30 protein-coding genes are annotated in these 26,591 nt (G+C 34.9%); 21 read left to right on the top strand and 9 right to left on the bottom strand.

Annotation, left to right across the window (positions count from 1 at the left end; genetic code table 11):
• Window positions 1-52: 52 nt before the first annotated feature.
• Window positions 53-187, bottom strand: coding sequence for an SPJ_0845 family protein (locus AC07SW_RS10075; protein ID WP_252850148.1), 135 nt, complete (start codon window positions 185-187; stop codon window positions 53-55).
• 157 nt (window positions 188-344) lie between these two features.
• Between AC07SW_RS10075 and AC07SW_RS10070 the strand changes: the two genes are divergently transcribed.
• The 4 genes from AC07SW_RS10070 to AC07SW_RS10055 all read left to right on the top strand — a co-directional run bounded on the left by AC07SW_RS10070 (window position 345) and on the right by AC07SW_RS10055 (window position 3,406).
• Window positions 345-785, top strand: a complete 441-nt coding sequence (locus AC07SW_RS10070) for a CopY/TcrY family copper transport repressor (RefSeq protein ID WP_034570161.1) — start codon at window positions 345-347, stop codon at window positions 783-785.
• Between the two features lie 20 nt (window positions 786-805).
• A complete protein-coding gene (locus AC07SW_RS10065; RefSeq protein ID WP_463684974.1) occupies window positions 806-1,021 on the top strand; it encodes a cation transporter in 216 nt (71 codons plus the stop codon).
• A 191-nt stretch (window positions 1,022-1,212) separates the two neighbouring features.
• A complete protein-coding gene (locus AC07SW_RS10060) occupies window positions 1,213-2,688 on the top strand; it encodes an ABC transporter substrate-binding protein/permease (RefSeq protein ID WP_135023221.1) in 1,476 nt (491 codons plus the stop codon).
• Window positions 2,681-3,406: an amino acid ABC transporter ATP-binding protein gene (locus tag AC07SW_RS10055; protein ID WP_119907928.1), complete on the top strand. Its 726-nt coding sequence runs from the start codon at window positions 2,681-2,683 to the stop codon at window positions 3,404-3,406. The genes AC07SW_RS10060 and AC07SW_RS10055 overlap by 8 nt, the downstream gene beginning before the upstream one ends.
• A 48-nt stretch (window positions 3,407-3,454) precedes the next feature.
• Here AC07SW_RS10055 and AC07SW_RS10050 read toward each other — a convergent pair whose 3' ends face one another.
• From AC07SW_RS10050 to AC07SW_RS10040, 3 genes are all read right to left on the bottom strand, one after another.
• Window positions 3,455-4,342, bottom strand: coding sequence for a cation diffusion facilitator family transporter (locus tag AC07SW_RS10050; RefSeq protein ID WP_119908680.1), 888 nt, complete (start codon window positions 4,340-4,342; stop codon window positions 3,455-3,457).
• A 253-nt stretch (window positions 4,343-4,595) separates the two neighbouring features.
• Window positions 4,596-5,714 (bottom strand): aminotransferase, encoded by a 1,119-nt coding sequence (locus AC07SW_RS10045; RefSeq protein WP_494632811.1) that lies wholly within the window; start codon window positions 5,712-5,714, stop codon window positions 4,596-4,598.
• 79 nt (window positions 5,715-5,793) lie between these two features.
• Entirely contained in the window at window positions 5,794-6,120 is a 327-nt protein-coding gene (locus AC07SW_RS10040) for a hypothetical protein (protein ID WP_034570149.1), read from the bottom strand.
• Between the two features lie 147 nt (window positions 6,121-6,267).
• Between AC07SW_RS10040 and AC07SW_RS10035 the strand changes: the two genes are divergently transcribed.
• Both AC07SW_RS10035 and AC07SW_RS10030 read left to right on the top strand, forming a co-directional pair.
• Entirely contained in the window at window positions 6,268-7,155 is an 888-nt protein-coding gene (locus AC07SW_RS10035; RefSeq protein WP_119907930.1) for an ABC transporter ATP-binding protein, read from the top strand.
• Window positions 7,152-7,967 (top strand): DUF2705 family protein, encoded by an 816-nt coding sequence (locus tag AC07SW_RS10030; RefSeq protein WP_119907931.1) that lies wholly within the window; start codon window positions 7,152-7,154, stop codon window positions 7,965-7,967. Before AC07SW_RS10035 ends, AC07SW_RS10030 begins: the two co-directional genes overlap by 4 nt.
• A 41-nt stretch (window positions 7,968-8,008) precedes the next feature.
• On the opposite strand, the gene AC07SW_RS10025 is transcribed toward AC07SW_RS10030, so the two are convergent.
• From AC07SW_RS10025 to AC07SW_RS10010, 4 genes are all read right to left on the bottom strand, one after another.
• Window positions 8,009-9,895: a PTS fructose transporter subunit IIABC gene (locus AC07SW_RS10025; protein WP_311780318.1), complete on the bottom strand. Its 1,887-nt coding sequence runs from the start codon at window positions 9,893-9,895 to the stop codon at window positions 8,009-8,011.
• A gap of 23 nt (window positions 9,896-9,918) precedes the next feature.
• Window positions 9,919-10,833, bottom strand: a complete 915-nt coding sequence (pfkB, locus tag AC07SW_RS10020; RefSeq protein ID WP_119907933.1) for a 1-phosphofructokinase — start codon at window positions 10,831-10,833, stop codon at window positions 9,919-9,921.
• Complete coding sequence (locus tag AC07SW_RS10015) at window positions 10,830-11,582, bottom strand: DeoR/GlpR family DNA-binding transcription regulator (RefSeq protein ID WP_074402900.1); 753 nt, start codon at window positions 11,580-11,582, stop codon at window positions 10,830-10,832. Before AC07SW_RS10015 ends, pfkB begins: the two co-directional genes overlap by 4 nt.
• A gap of 136 nt (window positions 11,583-11,718) precedes the next feature.
• Window positions 11,719-12,231 carry an Rrf2 family transcriptional regulator gene (locus AC07SW_RS10010; RefSeq protein ID WP_119907934.1) on the bottom strand — a complete coding sequence of 171 codons (513 nt, stop codon included), beginning with the start codon at window positions 12,229-12,231 and terminating at the stop codon, window positions 11,719-11,721.
• Window positions 12,232-12,402: 171 nt separating this feature from the next.
• Between AC07SW_RS10010 and AC07SW_RS10005 the strand changes: the two genes are divergently transcribed.
• The 5 genes from AC07SW_RS10005 to AC07SW_RS09985 are packed head-to-tail and all read left to right on the top strand — an operon-like array spanning window position 12,403 to window position 15,820.
• Window positions 12,403-12,801 (top strand): GntR family transcriptional regulator, encoded by a 399-nt coding sequence (locus AC07SW_RS10005; protein ID WP_034570131.1) that lies wholly within the window; start codon window positions 12,403-12,405, stop codon window positions 12,799-12,801.
• Window positions 12,782-13,912, top strand: coding sequence for a DUF1648 domain-containing protein (locus tag AC07SW_RS10000; protein ID WP_494632810.1), 1,131 nt, complete (start codon window positions 12,782-12,784; stop codon window positions 13,910-13,912). Before AC07SW_RS10005 ends, AC07SW_RS10000 begins: the two co-directional genes overlap by 20 nt.
• Before the next feature lie 26 nt (window positions 13,913-13,938).
• The gene (locus AC07SW_RS09995) at window positions 13,939-14,133 is read left to right on the top strand and encodes a PLDc N-terminal domain-containing protein (protein ID WP_135018440.1); all 195 of its coding nucleotides are present in this window, start codon (window positions 13,939-13,941) and stop codon (window positions 14,131-14,133) included.
• Window positions 14,130-15,059, top strand: a complete 930-nt coding sequence (locus tag AC07SW_RS09990) for an ABC transporter ATP-binding protein (RefSeq protein WP_135018441.1) — start codon at window positions 14,130-14,132, stop codon at window positions 15,057-15,059. Before AC07SW_RS09995 ends, AC07SW_RS09990 begins: the two co-directional genes overlap by 4 nt.
• Window positions 15,056-15,820 (top strand): ABC transporter permease, encoded by a 765-nt coding sequence (locus AC07SW_RS09985; protein WP_494632808.1) that lies wholly within the window; start codon window positions 15,056-15,058, stop codon window positions 15,818-15,820. Before AC07SW_RS09990 ends, AC07SW_RS09985 begins: the two co-directional genes overlap by 4 nt.
• A 69-nt stretch (window positions 15,821-15,889) precedes the next feature.
• On the opposite strand, the gene AC07SW_RS09980 is transcribed toward AC07SW_RS09985, so the two are convergent.
• Window positions 15,890-16,669 (bottom strand): peptidylprolyl isomerase, encoded by a 780-nt coding sequence (locus AC07SW_RS09980; protein ID WP_311907292.1) that lies wholly within the window; start codon window positions 16,667-16,669, stop codon window positions 15,890-15,892.
• A gap of 329 nt (window positions 16,670-16,998) precedes the next feature.
• Between AC07SW_RS09980 and AC07SW_RS09975 the strand changes: the two genes are divergently transcribed.
• The 10 genes from AC07SW_RS09975 (at window position 16,999) to AC07SW_RS09930 (ending at window position 26,542) form a co-directional block, all read left to right on the top strand.
• The gene (locus tag AC07SW_RS09975; RefSeq protein ID WP_034570122.1) at window positions 16,999-18,090 is read left to right on the top strand and encodes a DUF871 domain-containing protein; all 1,092 of its coding nucleotides are present in this window, start codon (window positions 16,999-17,001) and stop codon (window positions 18,088-18,090) included.
• 320 nt (window positions 18,091-18,410) lie between these two features.
• Window positions 18,411-19,724, top strand: coding sequence for a GTPase ObgE (obgE, locus tag AC07SW_RS09970; RefSeq protein WP_034570120.1), 1,314 nt, complete (start codon window positions 18,411-18,413; stop codon window positions 19,722-19,724).
• A gap of 71 nt (window positions 19,725-19,795) precedes the next feature.
• The gene (locus AC07SW_RS09965) at window positions 19,796-20,224 is read left to right on the top strand and encodes a GNAT family N-acetyltransferase (protein ID WP_034570118.1); all 429 of its coding nucleotides are present in this window, start codon (window positions 19,796-19,798) and stop codon (window positions 20,222-20,224) included.
• A 253-nt stretch (window positions 20,225-20,477) separates the two neighbouring features.
• Window positions 20,478-22,355, top strand: a complete 1,878-nt coding sequence (locus tag AC07SW_RS09960; RefSeq protein ID WP_494632807.1) for an acyltransferase family protein — start codon at window positions 20,478-20,480, stop codon at window positions 22,353-22,355.
• Window positions 22,356-22,396: 41 nt separating this feature from the next.
• Window positions 22,397-23,335 (top strand): ribonuclease Z, encoded by a 939-nt coding sequence (gene rnz, locus AC07SW_RS09955; protein ID WP_135018446.1) that lies wholly within the window; start codon window positions 22,397-22,399, stop codon window positions 23,333-23,335.
• Between the two features lie 19 nt (window positions 23,336-23,354).
• Window positions 23,355-24,158: an SDR family NAD(P)-dependent oxidoreductase gene (locus AC07SW_RS09950; RefSeq protein ID WP_034570109.1), complete on the top strand. Its 804-nt coding sequence runs from the start codon at window positions 23,355-23,357 to the stop codon at window positions 24,156-24,158.
• A 112-nt stretch (window positions 24,159-24,270) separates the two neighbouring features.
• Window positions 24,271-24,939 (top strand): GyrI-like domain-containing protein, encoded by a 669-nt coding sequence (locus AC07SW_RS09945; RefSeq protein ID WP_135023212.1) that lies wholly within the window; start codon window positions 24,271-24,273, stop codon window positions 24,937-24,939.
• An 85-nt stretch (window positions 24,940-25,024) separates the two neighbouring features.
• On the top strand, window positions 25,025-25,429 hold the full coding sequence (locus AC07SW_RS09940; protein ID WP_034570102.1) for a LapA family protein: 405 nt from the start codon (window positions 25,025-25,027) through the stop codon (window positions 25,427-25,429).
• 20 nt (window positions 25,430-25,449) lie between these two features.
• Entirely contained in the window at window positions 25,450-25,761 is a 312-nt protein-coding gene (locus AC07SW_RS09935) for a hypothetical protein (RefSeq protein WP_135023211.1), read from the top strand.
• 166 nt (window positions 25,762-25,927) lie between these two features.
• Complete coding sequence (locus AC07SW_RS09930) at window positions 25,928-26,542, top strand: acetate uptake transporter (RefSeq protein WP_074402887.1); 615 nt, start codon at window positions 25,928-25,930, stop codon at window positions 26,540-26,542.
• The last annotated feature ends 49 nt before the right edge of the window (window positions 26,543-26,591 follow it).

Raw genomic sequence — 26,591 nt, 5'->3', positions numbered from 1 at the left:
TTCGCTACAAAAAAAGAAGTCCAGTTAACTGGGCTTCTTTTTACTCTATTTATTACTCTTCTTTTTTATCTTTGTCGTCTTTTTCTTTTTCATCATCATCTTCTTCACGTTTTTTTTCTTTAGGTTCAACGGCAAATTTGCTGAATAAATCATCTAAACTTGTTTCTGTTTTATGTGTAAGTCCCATAGAAAAGACCTCCTTTACTAAACTTCGTATCTTTATTTTAGCGGATTTACATAAAAAAATCCAGTTATCCGGATAAATTCAATTGACAATTAACGATTACAGTCGTAAACTAGATGTAGATATTGATTACAATTGTAAATGGAATGGAGGGATTAGGGTGAAGCAAGTAGAGCAACCAAAAATCAGCGATGCTGAATGGGAAGTAATGCGTGTGGCATGGTCAAAAAAAGAAGTCAACAGCCAAGAAATTGTCGCTGTTTTAAAAGATAAAATGGATTGGAAACCAGCAACAATCAAAACGCTGATAGGAAGATTGGTGAAAAAAGGATTGCTGTTAACGAAAGCAGAAGGAAATCGTTATATTTATTTTCCAAGTGTCAGTGAAGCAGATAGCATGATTAGTGCAACAGAGAATTTGTTTGCGCATGTTTGTAGCAAAAAAATAGGGAGCACAATTGGAACGCTTATTTCAGAAGCAACCTTAACATTCGACGATATCGCACTGCTAGAAGCGTTAATTCAAAAAAAGAAAGCAGAAGGTGTGGAATCAATTGAATGCAATTGCATTCCAGGTCAATGCGAGTGTCAAGAACATTAAATGAAAAGAGGAATAGCATTATGGCAAAAACGATTTTAAAAATAAAGGGCATGTCCTGTGAGCATTGCGTAAAAACCGTTACAGATTGTTTATCTGAACAAGATGGTGTTGAAAAAGTAAAAGTTCATTTAAAAAAAGGCGAAGCTAAAGTAATTTTTGATCACTTATTGCAAACTTCTGAAAAATTAAGGGACATTGTTACTTTAGCAGGTTATGAGTCAAGTGTCCTTAAATAAAAAGAGCAGACAAATGGTTTGCTTTTTTTTTATGCAATTTTAAATGTATGAAAACGTTAATTATGTATATAAATAATAAAAAAAGACGAAATAACGAATTTTTATTGTATAAAAATCCGTTTTCTGTTACACTTTAAAACAAGTTACTAAATGAAAAAAGATAGATAAAAAAGGATAAGAGGAGAAACGCGATGATTAAAAAGAAATTAATTCCAATAATATTTTTACTGACAATGCTTACTAGCACGTTGCTTATCAGTTCAACTGCACAAGCAGAAGATACCTCGTTAACCGATATCAAAGAAAAAGGAACATTGGTGATTGGAACAAGTGCAGATTACCCTCCCTATGAATTTCATGCAAAATTAGATGGAAAAGATCAAATAGTAGGCATGGATATTCAAATTGCAGATAAAATTGCCAAAGATTTAGGCGTTAAACTTGAAATTCGTGATTTAAACTATGATGGATTGCTTTCAGCTTTAGAAGCTGGCAAAGCGGATATGATTATTGCGGGGATGAACCCAACTGACGAAAGACGTCAAAGCGTTGATTTTTCGGATATTTACTATCAAGGTGGTCAATTTATTATTATTCGTAAAGAGGATAAGGATAAATTCAAACAAAGAAGTGATTTTGAAGGGACTAAATTAGGCGTTCAAAAAGGCACGATGCAAGAAGATGTAACCAAAAATCAAATTAAAAATGTTAAAGTAACAGGTTTAGCTAAGATCCCTAACTTGATCTTAGATTTAAAAACAAAAAAAATTGATGGAATTGTTTTAGAAGAGCCAAGTGCGTTAGCATATGTTTCAAATGATGATAGTTTAGCTTATATCGACGGCAAATTTGAACTTGAGGAAAATCAACAGGGCTCAGCAATTGCCTTTAAAAAAGGCTCAACCAGTTTAGTAAATGCTGTAAATGGGTCGATTTCTGAAATCAAAGAACAGGATAAAATTCCTTCATACATTAAAATAGCTGGAAAACAACTTGTTGAAGGACAGGGTGGAAACGAAGACGGTGGGAAAAAATCTATTTTTTCTTTTTGGGAATATTTTGCCAAAGGAACGGGTTATACTGTTTTTATTGCCTTTATTAGTGTGATTTTAGGAATTATCATTGGCGCTTCATTAGCTTTAATGAGATTATCGCAAAATAAATTGATTCGTATTATTGCAACAGCTTATGTCGAATTTGTTCGGGGTACACCGATGATGATTCAAGTGATGTTTATCTACTTTGCTTTAGGCGTCATTGTAAATATACCCGCATTATTAGCAGGAATTATTGCGGTGTCATTAAACAGCGGTGCTTATATTTGTGAAATTATTCGTTCGGGTTTAAACTCTGTTTCAAAAGGCCAAATGGAAGCAGCAAGAAGTTTAGGATTAGGCAAAAGAGACGCGATGCGTTACATTATTTTCCCGCAAGCTTTGAAAAATATTTGGCCTGCGTTAGGCAATGAATTTATTACAGTAATTAAGGAAAGTTCAATTGTATCCATTATTGGCGTTGGCGATTTGATTTATCAAACCAACGTTGTAACGGCTGTAACATACCGTGCTGTAGCACCATTAGCGATTACAATGGTGATTTACTTTATTTTAACTTATAGTTTAACTAAATTGCTAAACTACTATGAAGGGAAGATGAATCATGATTAATGTTCAGCACTTAAAAAAAACATACGGCGAGAATGTCGTTTTAAAAGATATCAATGAAGAAATAAGCAAAGGAGAGGTAGTCGTGATTATTGGACCATCGGGTTCCGGTAAAAGCACATTTCTACGCTGTTTGAATCTCTTAGAAGAACCAACTGCAGGCGATATTATTTTTGAAGAAACAACGATTACAAAGGTAGATCAAAAAAAATTAAACCAATTACGAGAAAAAATGGGAATGGTTTTTCAAAATTTCAATTTATTTCCACATATGACGGTTCTTGAAAATTTAAAAATTGCTCCAATGAAAGTCAAAGGATTATCTGAAAAAGAAGCGACAGATAAAGGGTTAGATTTATTAAAAAAAGTTGGCTTAGAAGATAAAGCAGCTGTTTATCCGGCTAGTTTATCAGGAGGACAACAACAACGGGTTGCGATTGCTCGTGCGCTAGCGATGGATCCAGATGTAATGCTCTTTGATGAACCAACGTCTGCGCTTGACCCTGAGATGGTAGGGGAAGTATTAAAGGTAATGAAGGACCTAGCTGAATCAGGGATGACGATGGTGGTCGTGACCCATGAAATGGGCTTTGCCAAAGAAGTCGCGGATCGTGTTTTATTTATGGACGGTGGCTATATCGTAGAGGATGGAACGCCGATAGAATTATTTGAAAATCCTCAAACAGAACGTGCACAAGATTTTTTAGCAAAAGTATTATAAAAAAATGGCTTAGTATCGGTTTACTCCAATACTAAGCCATTTTTAATTTTATTCAGGTAGAATAATATCACTGGGTTCAACGTGAACTTTTGTATCAAAAACATTGAAATTTTCTAACAACATTTCTTCAACTTCTTCTGTAATTTCATGACTGTGTTTAACCGTCATTTCAGGAGCAGTCCAAATGACCACATCCACAAAAGTATTTGCACCATAATTTCGTGCTTTAATTGTTCGAACACTTTCAATACCTTTGATTGCTAGAACCGCTTGTTTGTATTCCTCTAGTTTCTCTTCATTAAATCCGTCAGATAAAGAAAAAGCACTTTCTCGAAAAATCTCAATTGCTGTTTTTAAAATCAAAAGAGCAACAATGACAGCAGTTAAGCCATCTAACCAAGGCATTCCAAAAGCCGAACCAAAAATTGCAATCGCCGCTCCGATACTCGTCCAAGCATCGCTTAAATTATCTTTAGCAGCAGCCATCAACGCACCACTTTTTATTTTTTTAGCCAAATTTCGATTGTAAATGTAAACAGCAACCATAACAAATGTGCTGGCAATCGCAGTATAACCAGCAATGGGATCAGGAGCAACACTTTCGCCTTCGATTAACTTCGTAATAGCAGAATACAGCACTTCAAGCCCCACTGCTAACATAATAAAGGAAGTAACCATACTTGCAACAGTTTCAGCTTTCCAATGACCATAAGGGTGGTCATCATCAGCTGGGCGACGAGCAAGTCGAAGTCCAATTAAAACAGCAATTGAAGCAATGATATCTGTCGTATTATTTAAACCATCTGCTCGTAACGCAGCAGAACCGGCTAAGTTTCCAATAAATAATTTAGCAACTGAAAGAGCTAAATAAGCTACAATACTAACGATTGCCCCACGTTCCGCAATCTTTAATTCTTGATAACGTTCCTCCATCATAAGTCCCATTTTATCCACTCCCAATTTTTACAACAATAGAAATAGTTTACTCAATTTTAGAAGTAAAATCAAACAAATTCAATCAAATTGGCTTAAAAAATTATCTGAATTTCATAGTTAAATCAGTGCTAAAACAAGAATCAAGGATGCCTAAAAATTAAGTCTAGAAATATCGATTTTTGTTTCAGCTGAGCTTAGAGTAAAATAAAGAACCTACTAAGTAATAAAGACTTAGTAGGCTACATAATCAATATCAATCAAAGTTTTTTAAAAATAATGACAACTCTCTTAAGCCAGCAACTAAAGTATCTGTTGGTGCGCAAAAACCTAAACGCGCATGAAGAGGTGTTTCAAAACGATTGCCGGGAACAAGTAAGACCCCTTTTTCTTTCAATAAACGCAAACAAAATTCCTCTACATCGATTGGGATATCTAGTTTTATAAATGAGGTTGAAACGGATTTAGGTAAAATAAGAGATACACGAGGTTCTTTTTGAACCCAATCGTTTAAAATAGCCAAATTTGTTGCAACAATAGTTCGATTGCGTTCTAAAATCAACGCTTTATTTTTCAAGGCATGAACTGCTAAAGCATCGTCAAGAACTCCAGCACAAATCATCGTATAATCTCGATATTTTCTAAACAAAGCAGCAATTTCATTTGATGAAGCTGTCCATCCAACTCTTAGACCGGGTAAAGAATATGTTTTTGATAAACTGTTAGTAGAAATCCCTTTTTCATATAAAGCAACAATAGAAGGAATTTTTTGAGCAGGATCCAAGGATTGATACACCTCATCAACGAGAATGTACGCGTCTACTTTCCTAGCTAAGGCTACAATTTCATTTAAAAGAGATTCATCTAATAAGGTTCCAGTTGGATTGTTCGCATTGTTTAGACAAATAAGCTTTGTGTTTGGTTGGATAAGTTCTTTTAATTCTTCTATTCTTGGCAACCATTGATTTGATTCATAGATGGACCAATAGTCAACAGTGGCACCTAATGATTTTGGGATATCGTATAATTGTTGGTAGCTTGGGTGTAGTGCAATTACATGGTCACCAGCTTCAACCAGTGCATACAAAGCTAATAGATTAGCCCCAGTAGCACCATTTGTTTGAAGAACAGCTTCGGGTGATACGGTGGTATATAGCTGACTAACTTCTTTTTTAAATTCAGGGGACCCTTCAATCCACCCATAATTTAACGTTGTTTTTGACTGTTCTTGGAAAAAAGTTTCGATTGTAGATCCATCAAGACCAATTAATTCTTCTAAGGTAAGCGAGGCGATGGAACTTCCCGCAATATCATAAACCGCTTCTTTTTCCCATTCATTTAACCATTCTTCTACACCAAAAGGCGCAATATTCATTTTATTCCCTCACTTCTAAAGGTTTATTCTCCCTTATTAGTTTAACTGAAAAAACCCATTAAAGGTAGTACAATTAGGCTTAATTGTTAAAAAAAATTGGCAATTCAATATAGTTTCCATAATAAGCAAAAGTAGCTGTTTGAATGAAGGCAGCAATAGTTTTAATATTCAAAGAAGCATTTTCTTTGATTTGATAGTGGTGGTTTTGATAGCTAAACAAAATTTTTAAACCTTCTTTATTTTTTTTAAAAGAAAGATTGTTAAATTCGTTAACGGGTATAGAAGTGAGCGTGGGTTGATTTAGTAAAAAATGTCTTTCAAAAATCAATTGATTTTCTTTAAAGGTAACCTTAACATAGTGATATTCTAAGCCTAATAAATCAGTTACGGAGATGATGCCATACATAAAAATCATCCTTTCACAGTTTGATAGAATTAGTATAATTTATGAAACGCGTATCAGGTCAAGCTTTAAAATTAGGTTCATTAAAGTTGACAATTCATTAGTTGAAAGAGTACGCTACATTTGATTAAAGAAAAAGGGGGAATCACTATGAAAGCGATTGAAGCACTGGGATTAACCAAAATGTATCATAAAAAAGCAGCAGTTGATCACATTGACTTAATTGTTGAAGAAGGGGAGATTTATGGTTTTATTGGCCCCAATGGAGCGGGGAAGTCGACAACAATTAAAACGCTATTGAACTTTATTTATCCAACAAGTGGTTCAGCTTCAATCTTAGGATTGGATTGCGTCAAAGAGTCACAATCCATTAAGAAACAAGTGAGTTATGTATCCAGTGACGTCCGCTTTTACCCAGCAATGAATGCCATGCAAATTATGAAATATGTCGCTGATTTTCACAATCTGAAAAATGCTAAACCCATTATTAACCATTATTTTGATTATTTTGAAATTGATCCAAAGAAAAAGTTAGGAGAGATGTCTCTTGGAAATAAAAAGAAAGTGGCGGTTGTTTCAGGATTAATCGCCAATCCTCGAATGATGATTTTGGATGAACCAACAAATGGTCTTGATCCCTTAATGCAGCATCGTTTATTTGAGGTACTAAAAGAAAAAAATCAAAAAGGAATGACCCTTTTTTTATCTAGTCATGATTTAACTGAAGTACAGCGTTATTGTTCGAAGGCTGCATTTATTAAAGAGGGGAAAATCATATCGATTGAAGACATTACAGCTGATCGAATAGCTGGAAAAGTGGTGGAGTTAGTTGGGAATAATTTGCCAAAAGAAAAATTCATTGCAATTGGAGCGAAGTTAATCCAGCAGTCTGATAGACAGTTGAAATTCTTTTACAACGGCGACATGCAAATACTTTTGCCATTATTGATGAATTCTGAAATTAAAGATGTTTTAATTAAAAATCAAGAACTGGAAGATAAATTTATGACAATGTACGAAAAGGGGGCATTGCAATGACCTTAATTAAAATTGAATGGCGTAATGGAATAAAGAGCTTAATCTTATGGTCAGCTGCGGTGATGGTGATTTTAGGACTATTTATGGCAGTCTTTCCAACTATGCAAAGTTCTGGGATGAAGGATATTGTCAATACGAAGTTAGACGCGATGCCTAGTGAACTTTTGAAGATGTTTAATTTACAAGGTGGAACAAGTTTATTAGAAGTGACAGGTTACTTTGCCTATGTTTTCCAATATCTCTTTTTGGCAGCAGGAATATATGCAGTTCTATTAGGGGCAACTGCGTTAGTCAAAGAAGAAACAGATGGCACGATTGATTTTTTATACGCACAACCTCTCTCGAGAAGAGACATCGTTTTTTATAAGCAACTTGCAAATACGTTGTTGTTGGCATTATTTTGGCTGCTTACCTGGCTTTTTTCATTTGGAATCATTTATGTTTTTAAAGAAAAAGGATCCAATTGGTCAACGATTTTTTCACAAATCAATCGCGTTTTTTTAAATGAAGGCCTAGTGTTGCTTCTTTTATTAGCAATTGGTTTCTGTTTTTCACCAATCTTAAAGTCTAGTAAACAAACAACTGGAGTGGCTTTAGGATTTGTTTTTGGTACCTATATCTTAGGGGTCCTTTCTGAAATTAATAGCAAAGTAGAGTGGCTGAAGGATGTATCGCCACTTCACTATGCCGTCCCCTCAACAACCTTAAATGAAAATATGAAGGGCATTCATCTGCTCATTTGTGTGATAGGGATTATTGCATTTAGTGGTTTAAGTTATTTCTTTTATGAAAAAAAAGATTTTAAAGGATAAAAAAAGAGCCAACAAGATTAAATTCTTGTTGGCCCTTTTTTTTATTTTTCGATAACAGGTTTTCTCCAAACCCCTAAAATCATTGCTGAAATGACAGTTCCTATTGCAAGAGCGAATAAGAAGAGTAGAGCATGATTTGCTAAGGTGATGACGAAAATACCACCATGAGGAGCAGGAATGCTAATACCCCAGAATTGCGTTAATCCACCGGCAATCACAGCGCCGACAACAGAAGAACCAATGACACGTAATGGATCTGCAGCAGCAAATGGAATCGCACCTTCTGTGATAAAGGATAACCCTAAAATATAATTGGTTAAACCAGATTTTCTTTCATCTGCAGTAAATTTATTTTTGAAAATAGTTGAAGCAAGAGCGATTGCAAGAGGAGGAACCATCCCACCAGCCATAACAGCCGCCATTAATTTTCCATCTCCTGTATCAGTGAAGACACCGATTGAGAAGGTATAGGCAGCTTTGTTAAAGGGACCACCCATATCAAATGCCATCATACCACCAAGTAAAGCACCAAGTAAAACAGCGTTACCAGTACCTAAATTTTCTAAGAAATCAAGCATTGCTTTGTTAATTGAACCAAAAATTGGGTCAATAATAAAGTACATTACGATTCCGATTAAAAGTAAACCAATCACTGGATAAAGTAAAATGGGTTTAATTCCTTCAAGCGTTTTAGGCAATTTACTGAATAATTTTTTCAAACCAACAATAATATAACCTGCGATAAAACCAGCTGCTAAACCGCCTAGGAAACCAGCGCCACTATTGACTGCCATTAAACCACCGACCATACCAGGCATTAATCCAGGTCGATCCCCAATACTCATAGCAATAAATCCGGCTAAGATTGGAATCAAGAAGTTAAAAGCATTTCCACCAATTGAATTTAAGAATAAGAAAGCTTCACTTTTATCGCCCATTGTATTTTCAACTAAGAAGGAGATGGCCATTAGAATTCCGCCACCAACCACGAATGGCAACATGTGAGAAACACCATTCATTAAGTCTTTATAGATTTTGCTCCAAACCGAACCTGATTTTTCATTTTCTGAAGCATCAGATTTTTCACCACTTGCATGGAAAATTGGCGCTTCGCTGTGAATGGCTTTCGTAATCAATTCTTCTGTTTTACGAATTCCATCGCTAACAGGACGCTCCAACACATGCTTGCCATCAAAACGATTCATTTCGACATTTTTATCCGCAGCGACAATAACGCCACTTGCACGTGCGATTTCTTCATCAGTTAAGCGATTTTTAACGCCTTCAGAGCCATTAGTTTCAACGCGAATGTCAACACCCATTTCAGCTGCCTTTTTCTTTAATGCGTCTTCTGCCATATAAGTGTGAGCAATACCTGTAGGACAAGCAGTTACTGCTACGACGAAAGGCTTGTCACTTTGAACAGGCGCTTCATTACGTGCAGCTTCCTCTTTAGCTTCAGCATCTTCATGTTCTTTTTCAGCAGCAGCAAAGAGTTGTTGAACTTCCTCTGGAGTGGTTGCTTGTTTTAAAGAAGCGACAAAATCAGGATTAATTAATAAACGTGAAAGACCAGCAAGTGCTTGTAAGTGAGTATCATTTGCGCCTTCAGGAGCAGCGATCATAAAGAATAGGAAAGCCGGTTGTCCGTCTAGTGAGGCATAGTCAACTCCGGTAGTACTTTTTGCAAAAAGTACCGTTGCTTCATTTACGGCTTTATTTTTTGCGTGTGGCATAGCGATGCCATCTCCAAGACCAGTGGACGTTTGCGCTTCACGCTTCATAATGCCTTCTTTAAAGACTACAGAATCATTAATTCGCCCATGTTCGCTTAAACTTTGGATCATTTCATCAATTGCAGCTTCTTTTGTTGTTGCTTTTAAATCCATAATCATGACATCTTTGACTAATAAGTCGTTGATTTTCATACTATTTCCTCCATTTTTATGTTTTATTTTGTTTGTTTAACGTGAACATCATCAACTAAAGCAAGAATTGCTTCTTTGGTTGCTAAGTCATCTGAAAACGCCGTTGCACTTCCAGTAGCAACACCCATTTGGAAAGCTAAAAGAGGGTCTTTTGTTGCTTGGTAGGTTCCGATGAAGCCTGCAATCATGGAGTCACCAGCACCAACTGAATTTTTAACCGTTCCAACAGGGACATTACTTGTGTAAATGTGATCGCCAGTAAAGAAAAGAGCACCATCACCAGCCATTGAAATTAACGCATGTTTTGCACCCATGTCTAATAATTTTTGTCCGTAAGGCAACATTGCTTCGATTGAATCAAAGGAAACATCGAATAAATCGGCTAATTCATGATGATTTGGTTTGACTAGTAGTGGACGATGCTTAAGTGCATCCATTAAATCAGAACCAGTCGTGTCAATAACAAATTCGGCGCCTGATTTAGTAATCAAATCAATCATTGTTTGATAATAATCATGAGGCAAACTTGGTGGTTTGCTTCCTGATAAAATAACAACATCATCAGATGTTAAAGCCTGCAATTTTGTTAATAATTCTTCTGCTTCTGAAGTTGTGATTGCTGGACCTAAACCATTTACTTCAGTTTCTGAAACGGATTTTAATTTAATATTAATACGAGTATCATCATTTACATTTGTAAAATCAGTCATAACGCCTTCTTTGTTTAACCATTCGCTAATAAAATTTCCTGTAAAACCGCCTAAAAATCCTAGCGTCGTAGAAGGATAGTCTAACTGTTTTAAAACACGACTAACATTGATACCTTTTCCACCGGGTAATTTTAAATCACTGTCCATTCGGTTCAGTTCACCTAACTGAATATTTTTTAAGTGAACGATGTAATCGATGGATGGATTAAGTGTTACTGTATAAATCATATTCTCACCTCTAAAATAGTTGTTTTTTCAAAATAAGTTGGGTATTTCTGATGATCCAGTTTTTGCGTCACGATAGTTGCTTGATCAATCTCAGCAACCTTTGTAAAATTGACTTTATCAAATTTGGTTTCATCAAGTAATACATAAATATCAAACCCTTTTTTTAATGCTGCTGCTTTCAACGCAGCTTCCTCTGGATCAGGAGTAGTAAAGCCAAAATCTGGATGAACTCCATTCATTCCTAAGAATGTTTTACTAAATTGATAGCGTTCAATTTCTGCTAAGCTTGTTGAACCGACAATCGCTTTAGTGGAGTTTTTTAGATTTCCGCCAATTAGAATAGTGTTGATTTTATGATCGGCAAGAAGGGAGGCATGTTGAACACCATTTGTAACAACAGTAATTCCTTTTTGTGTTAAAAAGGGAATCATGGCTAAAGTAGTGGAACCAGCATCAATGTAGATGGTGTCTTTTTCTTTGACAAGACTCGCCGCTAATTGAGCAATTAAATTTTTCTCTTGAACGTTTTTGAACGTTTTTTCGTTCATGTCTTGTTCTTCATCTAAATGAAAATTTCGTTTAGCGCCACCGTGGATACGAATGAGTTCTCCAGTTTCTTCTAATAAAGCTAAGTCACGTCGAATCGTTGACTCCGAACAGTTTAGTTCAGTCATTAAATCTTGAGATTTGATGACGCCATGATCAACTAAGCGCTTTAAAATTAGAGCATGTCTTTCTTCTGTTAACATTGTATCCCTCCTTCAAAAGTAGTTTAACATCAAAAACGGTCAAAATCAATCATTAAATGTCAACGTTTTCTTTTTTTTAGTAAGAATAAAAAAAACAACGTAATGGACTTCATTACATTGTTTTTTAAGTGTTGTGTTATTTTGATTTCAATATTTTTTTAAATAAACGTTCGTGAGGTTGGCTTAAATCATTCCAGTTCAGAATTGGTGTTGCTTCACGACCGAGAGTTTGGAATAATAAATCGGCCACCGTCTGTTTTGCTAAATAATCTTTCCATAACGTATCTGCTTGATGAAAAACAGCACTTAAAACTTGATCGCCTTGATGGGCTTCAACTTGCATATCCTGAAAGACAACATCGATTAGTCCAGAATTTGGATACGTATTAATTTCGCCTTCAACGGCTTCAATAATTTCTAAAATTGAAATCTCGTTTGGAGGTTTCACTAAAGTGAATCCACCGTTATTGCCTGAAACTGAAGTGACAAGCTGATGAACCACCAATTTTCGCATTAATTTTTTGATGTATGTTGGCGATCCATTTAACCGATGATTGATTACAGTTGAAGTGACTGGGATTTGATTATTTTGTGTAGCCAATAGTGTAATAATACAGATGGCTTGTTCGAGGCTTTTGGTTAATTTCATCTATTTTCGCTTCTTTCTATGATATATTTCGTATACTTCACTCGCTAAATTTCCTTACTTTTTAGTATACCATAAGCAATTTAAAAGGCGAGAGTGTTTTTTTGTTATAGTTGACATATAACGATTATCGTTATAGTATGTGTATAACGAATTGGAGAGGGGGAGGGTAAAATGTATTTAAGAATTCAGCCAACAAGTGAAATTCCAATTTATACACAGCTGATTTATCAAATTAAAAAAGGGATTATAAAAAAAGAACTGATGCCAGGTGAGTCGCTGCCAAGTGTTAGAAGTTTAGCAAGTGACATAGGTATTAATCTTCATACAGTAAACAAAGCATACAAATTACTTGTAGAAGAAGGAGTTCTAGTTCAACAAAAGAAGGGCTTTATGGTGAATCCTTCCGTCAATTTAATGATGAAGGAAGACCAATTCAAAGCATTTCGAGAAAAATTAGAAGAACTAATAATTGATGCCAGGATTTTTAATGTATCTGATGAAGTGCTAATGGATTTGAAAACAGAAATAATGAAAATATTGAAAGAGAGTGATGAAGATGATGTTGTTTAGTTGGTTTATGGCAGGGTTATTGGTTTTAATTGGAGTGATTAATGGAATGACGCCTTTTTATGGAAGAAAAACGAGTCAATTTGGTATCTCGTTACCAAATGGTTTTCAAAACAGTGGGAAAATTAGAACACTAAAATTCCGATTTTTAAGTTTAAATATTGTGGCGGTAGTCATTTTAGCACTACCATTTCTATGGTTAGGAAATTCTGCTTCAAGTGAAACGATGGCCAAATGGAGCGCTGTTTATTTAATGCTAAGTATGCTTATTTATTTTTTAATCAGCGGATTTCTTTTTTTAAGGATTCGTGGCCAAATAAAAGAATATAAAAAAAGAATCCCAAAAACAGCAGAAGTTGAGGAAGAAATTGTAGTGGATACGACTTATCATAACCAACGTTTAGTTATTCCTGGTTCAGTTATTTTAATTACGAATCTTTTCTTAATTATCATTACCGTAGGAATCACATTTGCAAATTTTGATAAAATTCCAGCCATTATTACGACCCATTGGACGATTGGAAATGTAGCCGATGGCTTTGCTGAAAAATCGGTTAAAAGTTTATTGGCGTTGCCTGCGCTCCAAGTTATTTTAATGTTAGTGATGTATCTTAGTAATTACTCCTTCCAAAAAGCAAAACAACAAATTGACGCGAGTAAAGTGAGTGTTTCAATTAACCAAAATCGAGCTTTTCGGTTTGCCTGGTCGGTATATATGTTGCTAGTGTCAATAATGATTCAATGTTTCATAATGTTGGTTCAATTTATCAGTATTTTTGATTTGATGGATACAATGAATTTTCAAATCATCATGATTGGATTTGTTGGGATTTTAATTGGTGGCAGTCTTTTCTTAACTGTAAAATATGGACAAGGAGGAGAGCGATACCGTAAATTGGAGCCCTCTCAATCTGAAAATCAAGTTGTTTCTAACTATGATGATGACAGTCATTGGAAATTGGGTATTTTTTATTTTAATCCAAATGATTCAGCGATTTGGGTTGAAAAACGATTTGGTATTGGAACAAGTATGAATTTTGCAAGATGGCAGGCATGGGGGATGATGGTTGGAGTGATCGTGCTTCCAATTGCCGTGATTTTTCTATTTTCATAATTTGTTAGTCTAAGGGGGAGAAAAAAATGGGAGATAATTGGATACTATTTTTACCACTTATTGTAATCGAATTAGGGGTGACAGTGACTGCTCTTATTCATGTACTGACCCATGATCAATATCGTTTTGGAAATAAAGGAATTTGGCTAACGATCGTTTTGTTATTTCAGTTGATTGGATCAATTGTATATTTTGTTCTTGGAAAGGAGGATAATGAATGACTATTTTAAAAATTGAACAGTTATCAAAAAAATTAGGGAACAAACAAGTTCTTAACAAAGTATCTTTTGAAGTACCAGAAAATACAATTTTGGGCTTTATTGGAGAAAATGGGGCTGGGAAAACAACGACGATGAAATTGATTTTAGGTCTCTTAAAAGTAGATTCTGGCAAAATTTTTGTTTGTGGTGAACCAGTTTGTTATGGACAAAATGACACAAATCGTTTAATTGGATATCTACCAGATGTACCGGAGTTTTATGGTTATATGACTAGTTATGAGTATTTAATGTTTTGCGGTAGGATTTCAGGTTTAACAAATCAAGACTGTCAAAGAAAAGTGGCTGAATTGCTAACTTTAGTCGGATTAAAAAAAAATCAGACAAAAATCAATGGTTTTTCGCGAGGAATGAAGCAACGATTAGGAGTTGCTCAAGCATTAATCAATGAGCCTAAACTTTTAATTTGTGATGAACCAACATCTGCACTTGATCCAATCGGTAGAAAGGATATTCTTGAGCTTTTTATAAAAATAAAAAGCCACACATCTGTTGTTTTTTCCACGCATATTTTATCTGATGTAGATTCGATTTGTGATCAAGTTATTCTTCTTCGTGATGGTGAAATTCAATTTTCAAGTGAAATTACTGAATTTAAAAAACAAACAGCACCAAAGCCTATTCGTATTACCTTTAGTAAAATAGAAGATTTAGAGGAAGTAAAAAGAAAGATGATGCAGTTTGATAATAGTTATAAATTAGATATTGAACATTTAAATCTCACAATTGAAAGCTCTAAAAATCAAGAGTTACTTCAATATTTATTTAGTGTGTTCTTAGAGACAACAATTTTCCCATTAAAGATAGAAGAAAAAAGTCAAACTTTAGATCAATTGTTTAAAAAACAAGTTAAAGAAGGTGTATCATGAATTATTACAATGCGTTTATACGAAAAGAATTTTTAGAACTTCTTCGTACGAAGAAGTGGTTAATTATTTTTATAGTATTCCTTTTTATTGGATGTCTGAGTCCTCTAATGGCAAAGATGACTCCTCAGCTTTTGGAGTCTTTTTATCCAAATAACTTGTCTTTAAGATTACCCGTTTCAAAAGCGATTGATTCTTGGCGAGAATTTTTTAAAAATGTTCCACAATTAGGCTTATCAGTGATGGTAATTGTTTTTTGTGGAACAGTTTCTAATGAAGTTTTAAAAAAGACATTAGTTAACTTTTTAACAAAAGGCTTACCACGCCAAAGTGTGATTTTAGCTAAAATGTCGATGCTAATTTTAATTTGGACACTGTCTTTGGTGGGAAGTTTTAGCGTAAACTATGTATATACTATCTCCTTATGGAAGGGAGAAGCTGTTTTGACAGTTGGAGCAGCATTATTTTTACTTTGGCTGTTTGGAGTAGTTTTGCTTGGAGTAGTTATTTTAGGAAGTACCATAATGTCATCGGCTTACGGGGGATTATTATTTGTGGGAGGATTTATTGGGGTATGTTTAATTATGAATATACTACCAAATCAACGTTATTTTAATTTTTTAGCGTTAATCTCAAATAGCTCTGCATTACTTGAGGGAACGCAGGTAGTTTCAGATTATGCCTTTTTAATTGGACTGTCTGTTGCGCACAGTTTTTGTTCCATTGTTTTTTCGATTATATTTTTCAATAAGAAGAGTATTTAATAATAAAAAGAACCCGCCAAACTTCCAAATAATTTATTTGGGTTTGGCGGGTTTCTTTAACTACTAAAATTAGTTTGCCTCTTTAATAACATTGATTTGTTGAACAGTTACTTCTTCATTTGGTTTATCATTTGCTCCAACAGGAAGCGCAGCAATTTTATCAACAATGTCCATTCCCTCAATTACTTGACCAAAAACAGTATATTGACCATCTAGGAACGGCGTACCACCTTTTTTGTAGGCTTCTACTATTTTTTCTGGCATATCGTCAGCGCTGACTTGGCTGCTTTGATCTTGGTCGTTTTGAACAATGTAAAATTGACTTCCAATTGAAATTGGGTCATTCGTTTTAGCCATCGCTAAAGCGCCACGAATATGGTAAAGTTCAGGAGTTTTTTCAACACCAAAAGGTTTGCCCCAAATACTTTCCCCACCAGTTCCATTGCCTTGCGGATCGCCCCCTTGAATCATAAATTCATTGATGACACGGTGGAAAGGAGTGCCGTTGTAATAACCGTCTTTACTGTGTTTCACAAAGTTTTCTACGGCTTTTGGTGCTAGTTCTGGGAATAATTTCACTTTAATTGAACCCATTGAAGTCACGATTTCTAACTCTGTTTCATTCTCCGCTACTTCATTTGAAAGTTGAGGAAGTGTTAATTTTGAAAAATCAACTTTTTCTTCTTTACTTTCACTGGTCTCAGCACTATCAGAAGTTAATGAGCTTTCATCGTTTGTTGAGGCTGTTTCATCTTTATTTTGATCGCTCATATATTTTATGCCAAAGACAATCATAACAAGAGCAACAATTAACAAAATCACGCCTAAAATTAATTTTTTGTTTTTCATTTTGGTTAAAAACACATCCTTTGATTATTTTTAGAACAACCTCTATTTTACATTAGTTTGTCTGATTTGGAAATAGCTGGCCGTTTTTTTCATTTTTTTGTTTTTGGTAAAAAAAAGATTAGGTCTATACCAATTTTTTTAAAGCGAAACAATTCAGTTTAAGCACTTCTTGTAGTGGCTATCATACCAATTGAAAAGCGCTATCATAAAAGCAAAAACTTTTAAAAAGTCGCTAGATGAAAGTGTTTTCTTTTGCTATACTAAAAGAGTAAATGAATGAGGGTGGTTTTAAAAAATCATCTATTTGAAGTATGGAGGGTCTCAATCATATGGGAAAATTAGGAGTTTCAATCTATCCAGAACGTTCAACTTTTGAACAAGATAAAAAATATTTAGATTTAGCACATCAGTATGGCTACAAACGTGTTTTTACAAGTTTATTAGAAGTCGATGGTGATGGCGATGCCGTTTTAAATGGCTTTAAAAAAGTGATAGCTTACGCAAACAGTTTGGATATGGAAGTTATGGTGGATATTAATCCCGCTCTTTTTGAACAATTAAAAATATCCTACGATGATTTATCGTTTTTTCATGAAATGGGAGCATACGGCATTCGTTTAGATCTAGGTTTTACTGGTCAAGAAGAAGCACGTATGACGCGTAATCCTTATGGCATCAAAATTGAAGTAAACATGAGCTCTGGAACCAATTATATTGAAAGCATTATGAGTTACTCGCCAAATCGAGAAAACTTATTAGGGTCCCATAATTTTTATCCACATCGCTATTCTGGTTTGGAATACAATCATTTTGTATTTTGTTCAAATCAATACCGAAACCACAATCTTAACACTGCAGCCTTTGTAAATTCTCATGAGGCTACTTTTGGTCCTTGGCCAACCCAAGACGGTCTTTGTACATTAGAAGATCATCGTGATTTAGAGATTGCTACACAAGTTAAACATTATGTATTAACTGATTTGATTGATGACATCATTATCGGAAATGCTTATGCTTCTGAAGCTGAATTAAAAGCAATGGCAGAAGCGTTCAATGCCCCTTATCCATCTGTTAAGGTTGATTTAGATGCGACCATCAGTGAAGTGGAACGTAAGGTGATTCTTGATGAACTTCATAGTTATCGAGGCGATCGTTCGGCATATATTTTACGTTCAACAATGACTCGTATCAAATATAAAGACGAAGCTTTTCCACCACATGATACTCGTGATATGATTAAAGGAGACTTATTAGTTGATAATGTTGATTTTGGACAATACAAAGGTGAGTGTCAAATCGCTTTGAAAGAAATGAAAAATACTGGACGTGTGAACGTTGTAGGCCGAATTAGCGAGGATGAATTATTTTTATTAGACTTCTTGAAACCATGGTCAAACTTTAAATTAATCGAAAATAAATAACAGGTAGCTCATTCATCAAAGCGATGAATGAGCTCTTTATATTTTTAAATGAACAAATGTTTTTATAAAAAAATGATAAATCTAAGGAATCTTTATAGACAAAGCTTCTATTCACAAGTACAATAGAACATGGACGAATGTGGGATATACTGAACAATATCTCATTTTTAGAGGATTCGTGATGATAAAATCGCATCTTAAATTACATCTTGGAACAAATGTAACACTTAGATTATTCACAAAAGTCCAATGATAAGCATGAATTTATATATAATTAGATGAAAATCTCACAAACTCATAAAATGAGGAGGAAATAAATGATGTCAATGTTTTTAGATCAAGTGACAATTAGTGTTAAAGCAGGTGCAGGTGGAAATGGGATGGTTGCTTTCCGTCGCGAAAAATATGTACCAGATGGTGGACCAGCCGGTGGAGATGGCGGAAATGGTGGAAACATTATTTTTGTAGTCGATGAAGGTTTGAGAACGTTAATGGACTTCCGTTTTACACGTCGTTTTAAAGCGGAAGATGGCGAAAAAGGAATGAGCAAAGGAATGCACGGTCGTGGCGCTGGGGATACGTATATTAAAGTTCCACAAGGTACGACAGTGAAGGATATGGATTCTGGTTTAGTACTAGGTGACTTAGTTCTTGATGGTCAAGAATTAGTTGTGGCAAAAGGTGGACGTGGTGGACGTGGCAATATTCGTTTTGCTTCTGCTAGAAACCCTGCTCCAGAAATCGCTGAAAATGGTGAACCAGGACAAGAACGTCATATTGAGCTTGAATTAAAAGTATTAGCTGACGTTGGACTTGTTGGATTCCCATCTGTTGGAAAATCAACTATTTTATCAATCGTTTCAAAAGCGCGCCCAAAAATCGGTGCGTATCATTTTACAACATTAGTTCCTAACTTAGGAATGGTGCAAGCAGAAGATGGACGTAGCTTTGTTATGGCCGATTTACCAGGATTGATTGAAGGAGCTTCGCAAGGAATTGGTTTAGGAACACAATTCTTACGTCATATTGAACGTACTCGTGTCATTTTACATGTTATCGATATGAGCGGGAGCGAGGGACGTGATCCGTATGAAGATTACGTTGCCATCAATAAAGAATTAGAAACGTACAACTTACGTTTGATGGAACGCCCACAATTAATTGTAGCCAATAAAATGGACATGCCAGAATCTGAAGAAAACTTGAAGAAATTCAAGGAACAACTAAAAGCTCTTAAAAAAGATGAGTTTGAAGATGATATTCCTGTTTTCCCAATTTCAGCAATTAGTCACAAAGGAACAAACAACCTACTAAGTGCGACAGCAGATGTTCTTGAAGTAACGCCTGAGTTTCCACTTTATGAATTGGTGGATGAGGACGAAACGGTTATGTACAAACATACGCCAGAAGAAAAAGGCTATGAAATTTCTCGTGATAGTGACGCAGCTTGGGTTCTTAGTGGCGAAAAACTTGAGAAATTATTCAAGATGACGAACTTTGAAACCGATGAAAGTGTGATGCGTTTTGCAAGACAATTACGTGCGATGGGAATCGATGAAGAAATGCGTGAAATGGGCGCCAAAGATGGCGATCTTGTCCGCATTATGAAATATGAATTTGAGTTTGTGGAATAAAATAGCATGCTAAAAGCTGAACTCTATGTAATTTATAGAGTTCAGCTTTTTATTTAGAAGGGGACTGAAAAATGGACTATAGAAAAGCCACAAAAGAAGATTATCCGTTGATTTTAAAAATATGGGAGCAATCTGTAATAGCGACCCATCCTTTTTTATCAATTAAAGATCGCGAAGCGATTAAATTAGAAATCCCAAATTATTTCCCACATTTAGCCATTCAAATTTGGTTTGTAAATCATGCAGTTGTTGGTTTTTCAGCGCTTCAAGAAGACTATTTAGAGATGCTTTTCTTAGATGGACATTCTATCGGTAAAGGCTATGGAAAACAAATTTTAAACCAACTAATTAAAGACTTTTCAATAAAAAAAGTAGACGTCAATGAACAAAATCACAATGCAAAAAAATTCTACTTAAAAAATGGGTTTATTCAAGTTGGCCGAGATGCTGTTGACAGTGAAGGCAGAGCTTATCCAATTCTCCATTTAAAGTTAGCTTAAATAGGGGAAGGGCAAGTGAACTAAAGACTTTAATTAATTTAATTTTTATTTAAGAACTCTGAAGTTACTGATAAATAAGGCATTTGCCATCCTTATTAAAATTTTCGTTCATTCATAGCCTTTTGAAGGTCGCTTATTGCTTGAATATTTGATAAAATAATAGATGACGCACACTTACAAATAAGGGAAGTTGTTGGATGACTTTATTTATAAAAATCCATCGTGCAAAGTATTAAAGGAGTTTATTATACGAATGGAAAATCATAAAAGATTAAAAAAAAGTCGATACATGCCTGGCTTAGATGGCTTACGTGCAATCGCCGTTTTGGGTGTCATCTTTTATCACCTAACGCCGCATATCTTGCCGGGAGGTTTTTTAGGAGTTCCCATTTTTTTTGTGTTATCGGGCTACCTGATTACAGACTTACTTATTCAAGAATTTCAACAAAATAAAAAGATCAGTTTAAAACAGTTTTGGAAGAGACGGTTGAATAGGCTTTATCCAGCGTTGTTAGCTATGTTAATTTTAGTGACAGGTTGGATTACGTTATTTCAACGGGAGCTTCTGTTAAATATTAGAGGTGCCATTATTAGCAGCTTGTTGTATTTAAACAATTGGTGGCAAATTATTCAAGGAGAGTCTTATTTTGATCGCTTTGCAACACCCTCCCCCTTTGTTCACCTTTGGTCTCTTGCCTTGGAAGGTCAATTTTACTTAGTTTGGCCAGTAATTGTTGTTTTAGCAACGATTACGATTAAGAAGAATAGTCATATATTTTACTTGTTTATGGGATTGTCTATTATTTCTGCTCTTTTAATGGCTATTTTATTTGTGCCAAATGGGGACCCAAGTCGAGTTTATTATGGAACAGATACCAGAGCCTTTTCACTTTTGATTGGGTCAGCCATTTCTTTTGTATGGCCAAGTACCAAATTAAAAGCGGACGTTCCATTGAAGGCGAAACTGATTTTAGAATCTGTTGGACTTGTAGCATTGGCAGTATTGATTTTTATGATGACGACGGTAATGGCAACTAATACATTTGCTTATTATGGTGGGATGTTTTTGTTTAGTTTAGTCAGTGGTATTTTAATTGGAATTGTTGCCCATCCTGCTACCTATCTGTCTCGTTTTTTAGGTATGCAACCTTTCAAATGGCTTGGTCAAAGGAGCTATGGGTTGTATTTATGGCAATATCCAGTGATGGTTTTGTACGAAGTGAAGATTGGAGATACAAGTATCCATCCAATGAGGCATTTACTAATTCAGTTATTTTTGATTGTGCTAATGACAGAAGCTTCATATAGTTTAATTGAAATGCCTTTTAAAAAATTAAATGTCAAAACCATTTTGAATTGGCAAGTGATTGTTGAAAAATGGCATTCTTTATTGAATGGATCAGGTCTCAGGGAATGGCTTGAAAAAGGAAGTGTTGCATTTATTTGTTTCACGTTACTAATTTCTACAGTAGGCTTTATAATGGCGCCCACAGGTGAAAATAAATCATCCACACAGCTAGCAGAAAAAATAGCTACCAATAAAGCGAAACTTGAGGAACAAAAATCAACAGCAACTAAACCGAAAGAAACTGTTCCGCTTGTAGAGGGGATAACTCCAGCAGAAATGGAAACAGCTAGTCAAATGAATGCTACATTTATTGGCGATTCTGTCATGCTAAGTGTTGTCGAGCCGTTACAAGTGATTTTTCCAAAAGGAACAATTGATGGAGAGGTTGGGCGCCAATTGTATAATACAGCCCCAGTTATCGAACGGTTAAAAGCAGAAAGAAAATTAGGAAGTCCAGTGATATTAGAATTAGGGACAAATGGTGCTTTTACAGATAGCCAAATGGACGAACTATTAAACACAATCGATAACAATACGCCGATTTATTTGGTTAATACGCAAGTTCCTAAAAATTGGAAAAACAGTGTAAATGCTGGGTTAGTTTCAGCTAGTAAACGATTTAAAAATGTTCATTTGATTGACTGGAATCAATATAGTAAAGACAGAACGGATTGGTTTTATAACGATGGCGTCCATCCAAATGAAGAGGGCGCGAAACATTATGCTCAATTGATTGCCAAAACAGTTTTAACTGAAGAAGTAAAAAAAGCACCCACAAAATAAACAGATTAAACGTTGATTTATTAACAGATAGGATAATGACTATGGAATTATTATTTTTAGGTACTGGCGCAGGTGTACCAGCAAAGCATCGCAATGTTACAAGCATTGCCTTAAAATTATTAGAAGAACGCAATCAAGTTTGGTTAGTTGATTGCGGCGAAGGCACGCAACAGCAAATATTAAATACTACTTTAAAACCACGAAAAATCGATAAAATTTTTATCACTCATTTACATGGCGATCACATTTTTGGATTGCCAGGTTTATTGAGCAGTCGCTCGTTTCAAGGTGGCGAAAGTCCATTAACCGTATATGGACCAAAAGGAATCAAAGATTATATTTTGACTAGTTTAAAAATTTCAGGAACTCATTTGAAATATACTTTAAATTTTCACGAAATCTACGAAGAAGGGGTTCTTTTTGAAGACCAGCAATTTAAAGTAAGTTGTTTAGAATTGGATCATGGTATCCAATCATTTGGTTACCGTTTTGAAGAAGCGGATCACAAAGGAATGCTCCAAGTAGAGGAACTAAAAGCAATCGGTGTGCCTTTTGGACCATTATATGGTAGATTAAAAAAAGGGGAAACAATTACTTTAGAGAACGGTCAAGTCATTGATGGGAAAAAGTATGTCGGTAAAGATCAAAAAGGAAGAATTGTTGCCATTTTAGGAGATACTAGAAAACATCCAAATAGTGCTATTTTAGCAAAAGATGCCGATGTGCTAGTACATGAAAGTACCTTTGATGGGGAAGACAGAAAAATGGCACGCAATTATTTTCATTCAACAACTTTTGACGCTGCAGAAATTGCTAAAGAAGCGAATGCTAAACGTTTATTACTAACTCATATTAGCGCTCGCTATCTAGGAAAAGACGTAGTAGAACTTCAAAAAGAAGCGAAGACGATTTTTGATAACAGCTATGTGGTGAAAGATTTTGATGAAATTATCATTCCGTTAACAAGAACGGATAAATAATAAAGGAGATGAACGAAGCATGGGAACAAATAGAAACGATTTAACAGGAAAAGTTGTTGTCATTACAGGTGGATCGGGTGGCTTAGGGGAGCAAATCGCTTATGCGGCTGCTAGACAAAATGCAACCGTCGTCGTTTGTGCTAGAAGAATTAACTTATTAGGTAAAGTACGCCATAATTGTGAGGATTTATCCGGTGCACCGGCCTTTGCTTTTCAATTAGATGTAGCGAATCCTGAAAACATTAAAGAAGTAGTAGAACGAATTCACGATGAAGTTGGAGCAATTGATGTGTTAGTTAATAATGCAGGTTTTGGTCATTTTGAAGAAGCCCTGACTTTTGATATGGATCTTGCTGAGAAAATGTTTAGAGTGAATGTATTAGGTTTAATGTACATGACGCAATTAGTTGCCATCGAAATGGCCGATCGTGGTGCAGGGCATATCATTAATATTGCCTCTCAAGCAGCTAAAATGGCTACCCAAAAATCTTCAATTTATTCGGCAACAAAATTTGCGGTTTTAGGTTATTCAAATGCATTGCGCTTAGAATTGAAACCACTGGGTGTCTACGTAACGACGGTTAATCCAGGACCTATTGAAACGAATTTCTTTGATATTGCGGATGAAACTGGCGAATACTTAAAGAAAGTTGATTTATTAGTTTTAGATCCAACGATTGTAGCTAAACGAATTGTTGGGATTATAAATGTACCTCGTCGTGAATTGAATATGCCTAAATTAATGGAATTTGCTGGGAAAATGTATACCCTATTTCCACATGTAGGGGATTATCTAGCAGGGACTCTTTTTAACAATAAATAAAAAAGACTAAAAATCTTCTGGATTCAATTGAATCAGGAGATTTTTTTGGTTGACTCTGCCACAATGAGAAGGTTTATACTAACATAAAATAAAGAAAAGAGGATGACTATTTATGAAGTATGAATGGCGAAAAAAAGAAAAAAGTCTCTATTTACCAAAAGAGAGCCCGACGATAGTGGAAGTTCCTGAATTGAGTTATTTAACAATTAAAGGAGAAGGGAATCCAAATATGGCCTCTTTTTCCAACGCAGTAGCAGCTCTTTATAAGGTTTCATATACCATAAAAATGTTGCCAAAAAAAGGGATAATTCCTGATGGATACTATGATTATACGGTTTTTCCATTAGAAGGATTTTGGGATTCTAAAGTCCCTGTTACAGCAGAGCAACCATTAAACTTGGATCAGTTGATTTATAAGATAATGATTCGCCAGCCTGATTTTGTAACTACTGAATTGGTTTCTGAAATTAAAAGCACACGATTAGCTTCCCTAGCTACTGAATTAGTGGACAGAATTCAATTTGAAACGATAAAGGAAGGGCGAAATCTTCAAATGATGCATGTTGGTAGCTACGCAGATGAGATTCATTCTTTTAATAAAATGGATGACTACTGTAAAGAAATGAATTTAAAAAAAGTCGGTCATCAGCATAAAGAAATTTATGTGTCTGACCCTAAAAGAGTGGCACCTGAAAAGTTAAAAACAGTCTTGCGATTCCCAATCCATCAAATAATAATTATAGAAAATCCCGTTTATTTAAATGGGTTTTTAAGTTCTTAATGAATACTATTAGACAAATTGCTCAAATAAAGTTATTCTTAAATAGAAGAATTTTTCTTTAAATTTAGTAAAAGAGGTGTAGCTGATGAAAAATCAATGGAGACTAGTTGTTGGTATTATTTTAGTACTAATCGTTGCGTTATTTGCTATTTTAAATGTTTCAGAAGTACCTGTGAATTTTGGCTTTACAAAAGTTGAGTGGCCATTAATCATGGTGATTTTAGGTTCATTATTTGTTGGTGCGATTGCAGCAGTTTTAGTTTCAACGGGATCAAGTATACAATTAAAAAAACAAGTGAAGCAACAAGGAAAAGAATTGACGACATTTGATCAAAAAGTAGCTGAGCGTACTGAAAGTTTAAAAGCGGAGTATGAAAACAAGCTTGCAGAAAAAGAAATCGCATTAGCAGAAAACAAGAAAAAAATTGATAGTTTAGAGCAAGAATTAGTTACAAAACTAACAACACCGCCAACTGAAAATACGCTTTAATTGAAAGAAGGAATTCAACTATGATTAAAGTGGTGTTTACGTATCAAACAAAAACATCTGATTTACCAGAATTAATGGAGAAGTTTCAACAATCTGCAAGTTCTGAGTTTAATGGAATTGTGAATAATCTAGGAATCAATCAATTTAAACGAAGTAAAGGAGATCAAACGGTTGTCGTTCTTGATATTTATTATGAATCGCTTAGTGACTATGATGAGCGGACTATCTATGAACGCAGTCTGGATGCATGGAATGACATTTGGTTTAATCCAACTAATAAGCATAAAGAACTTTCAGTTGAAGTTTTTGAAGTTCTAAATAAAACCTTTTAAACAAAAGCAACTTACATTAAATGTAAGTTGCTTTTTTTAGTTAAAAATGATGGAAAGATTAGTTATTTCATCGGGGTTTTGAAGGGTAAAAAAAAGAATTGACTCTTAGTAGCTTAGATGGTATTTTATACAGGTTGGCAATTTTAAATAAAGGGGAATATCATTAATGAAAAACGAGCAACATCACGTAAAACAAGTTATAATTGATCCGACAGCGATTGGATTGTTTGGTTTAGCAATGGTTACTTTAGTAGCCTCATCTCAAAAATTAGGCTGGACAGAAAACGTAAGTGGCGTGTTGCCATGGGCAATTTTCTTAGGCGGAATTGCTCAGTTGATTGCTTCTAACTATGATGCAAAACATAATAACGTATTTGGCGCAACAGCTTTTGCTGGTTATGGATTATTTTGGTTAGGAACAGGAATGAGCTGGATGATTCAAAATGGTTTGTTTGGAGAAGTACTACAATCTTCTTTCGATCCAAATGAATTAGGTTTTGCTTTCCTTGGCTACTTTATTTTCACAGTCTTTATGACCGTGGGAGCTTTAGAAACAAACAAGGTCTTATTCTTTATTTTCTTTTTAATTGACTTTTTATTCCTAGGATTGTTTATGTCAACTTTTGGAATTGCAACAGACTTCTTCCACATGATGGCAGCAGTTGCGGAATTTTTAATTTCAATTTTATCATTCTATGGCGCAGCAGCAGCTGTTTTGAATGGACACTTTGGCTTTACGTTCCTACCAATCGGCAAGCCTTTTGGGATTATCAAAAAATAATTAAAGTAAAACCTTCAGTTAAGCAACGAACAAATTGCTTAACTGAAGG

This window comes from Carnobacterium sp. GW821-FHT04C06 (assembly GCF_059420345.1).
Note: the sequence above shows the minus strand (reverse complement) of the source record. Positions and strands in the feature narration are given on the sequence as shown.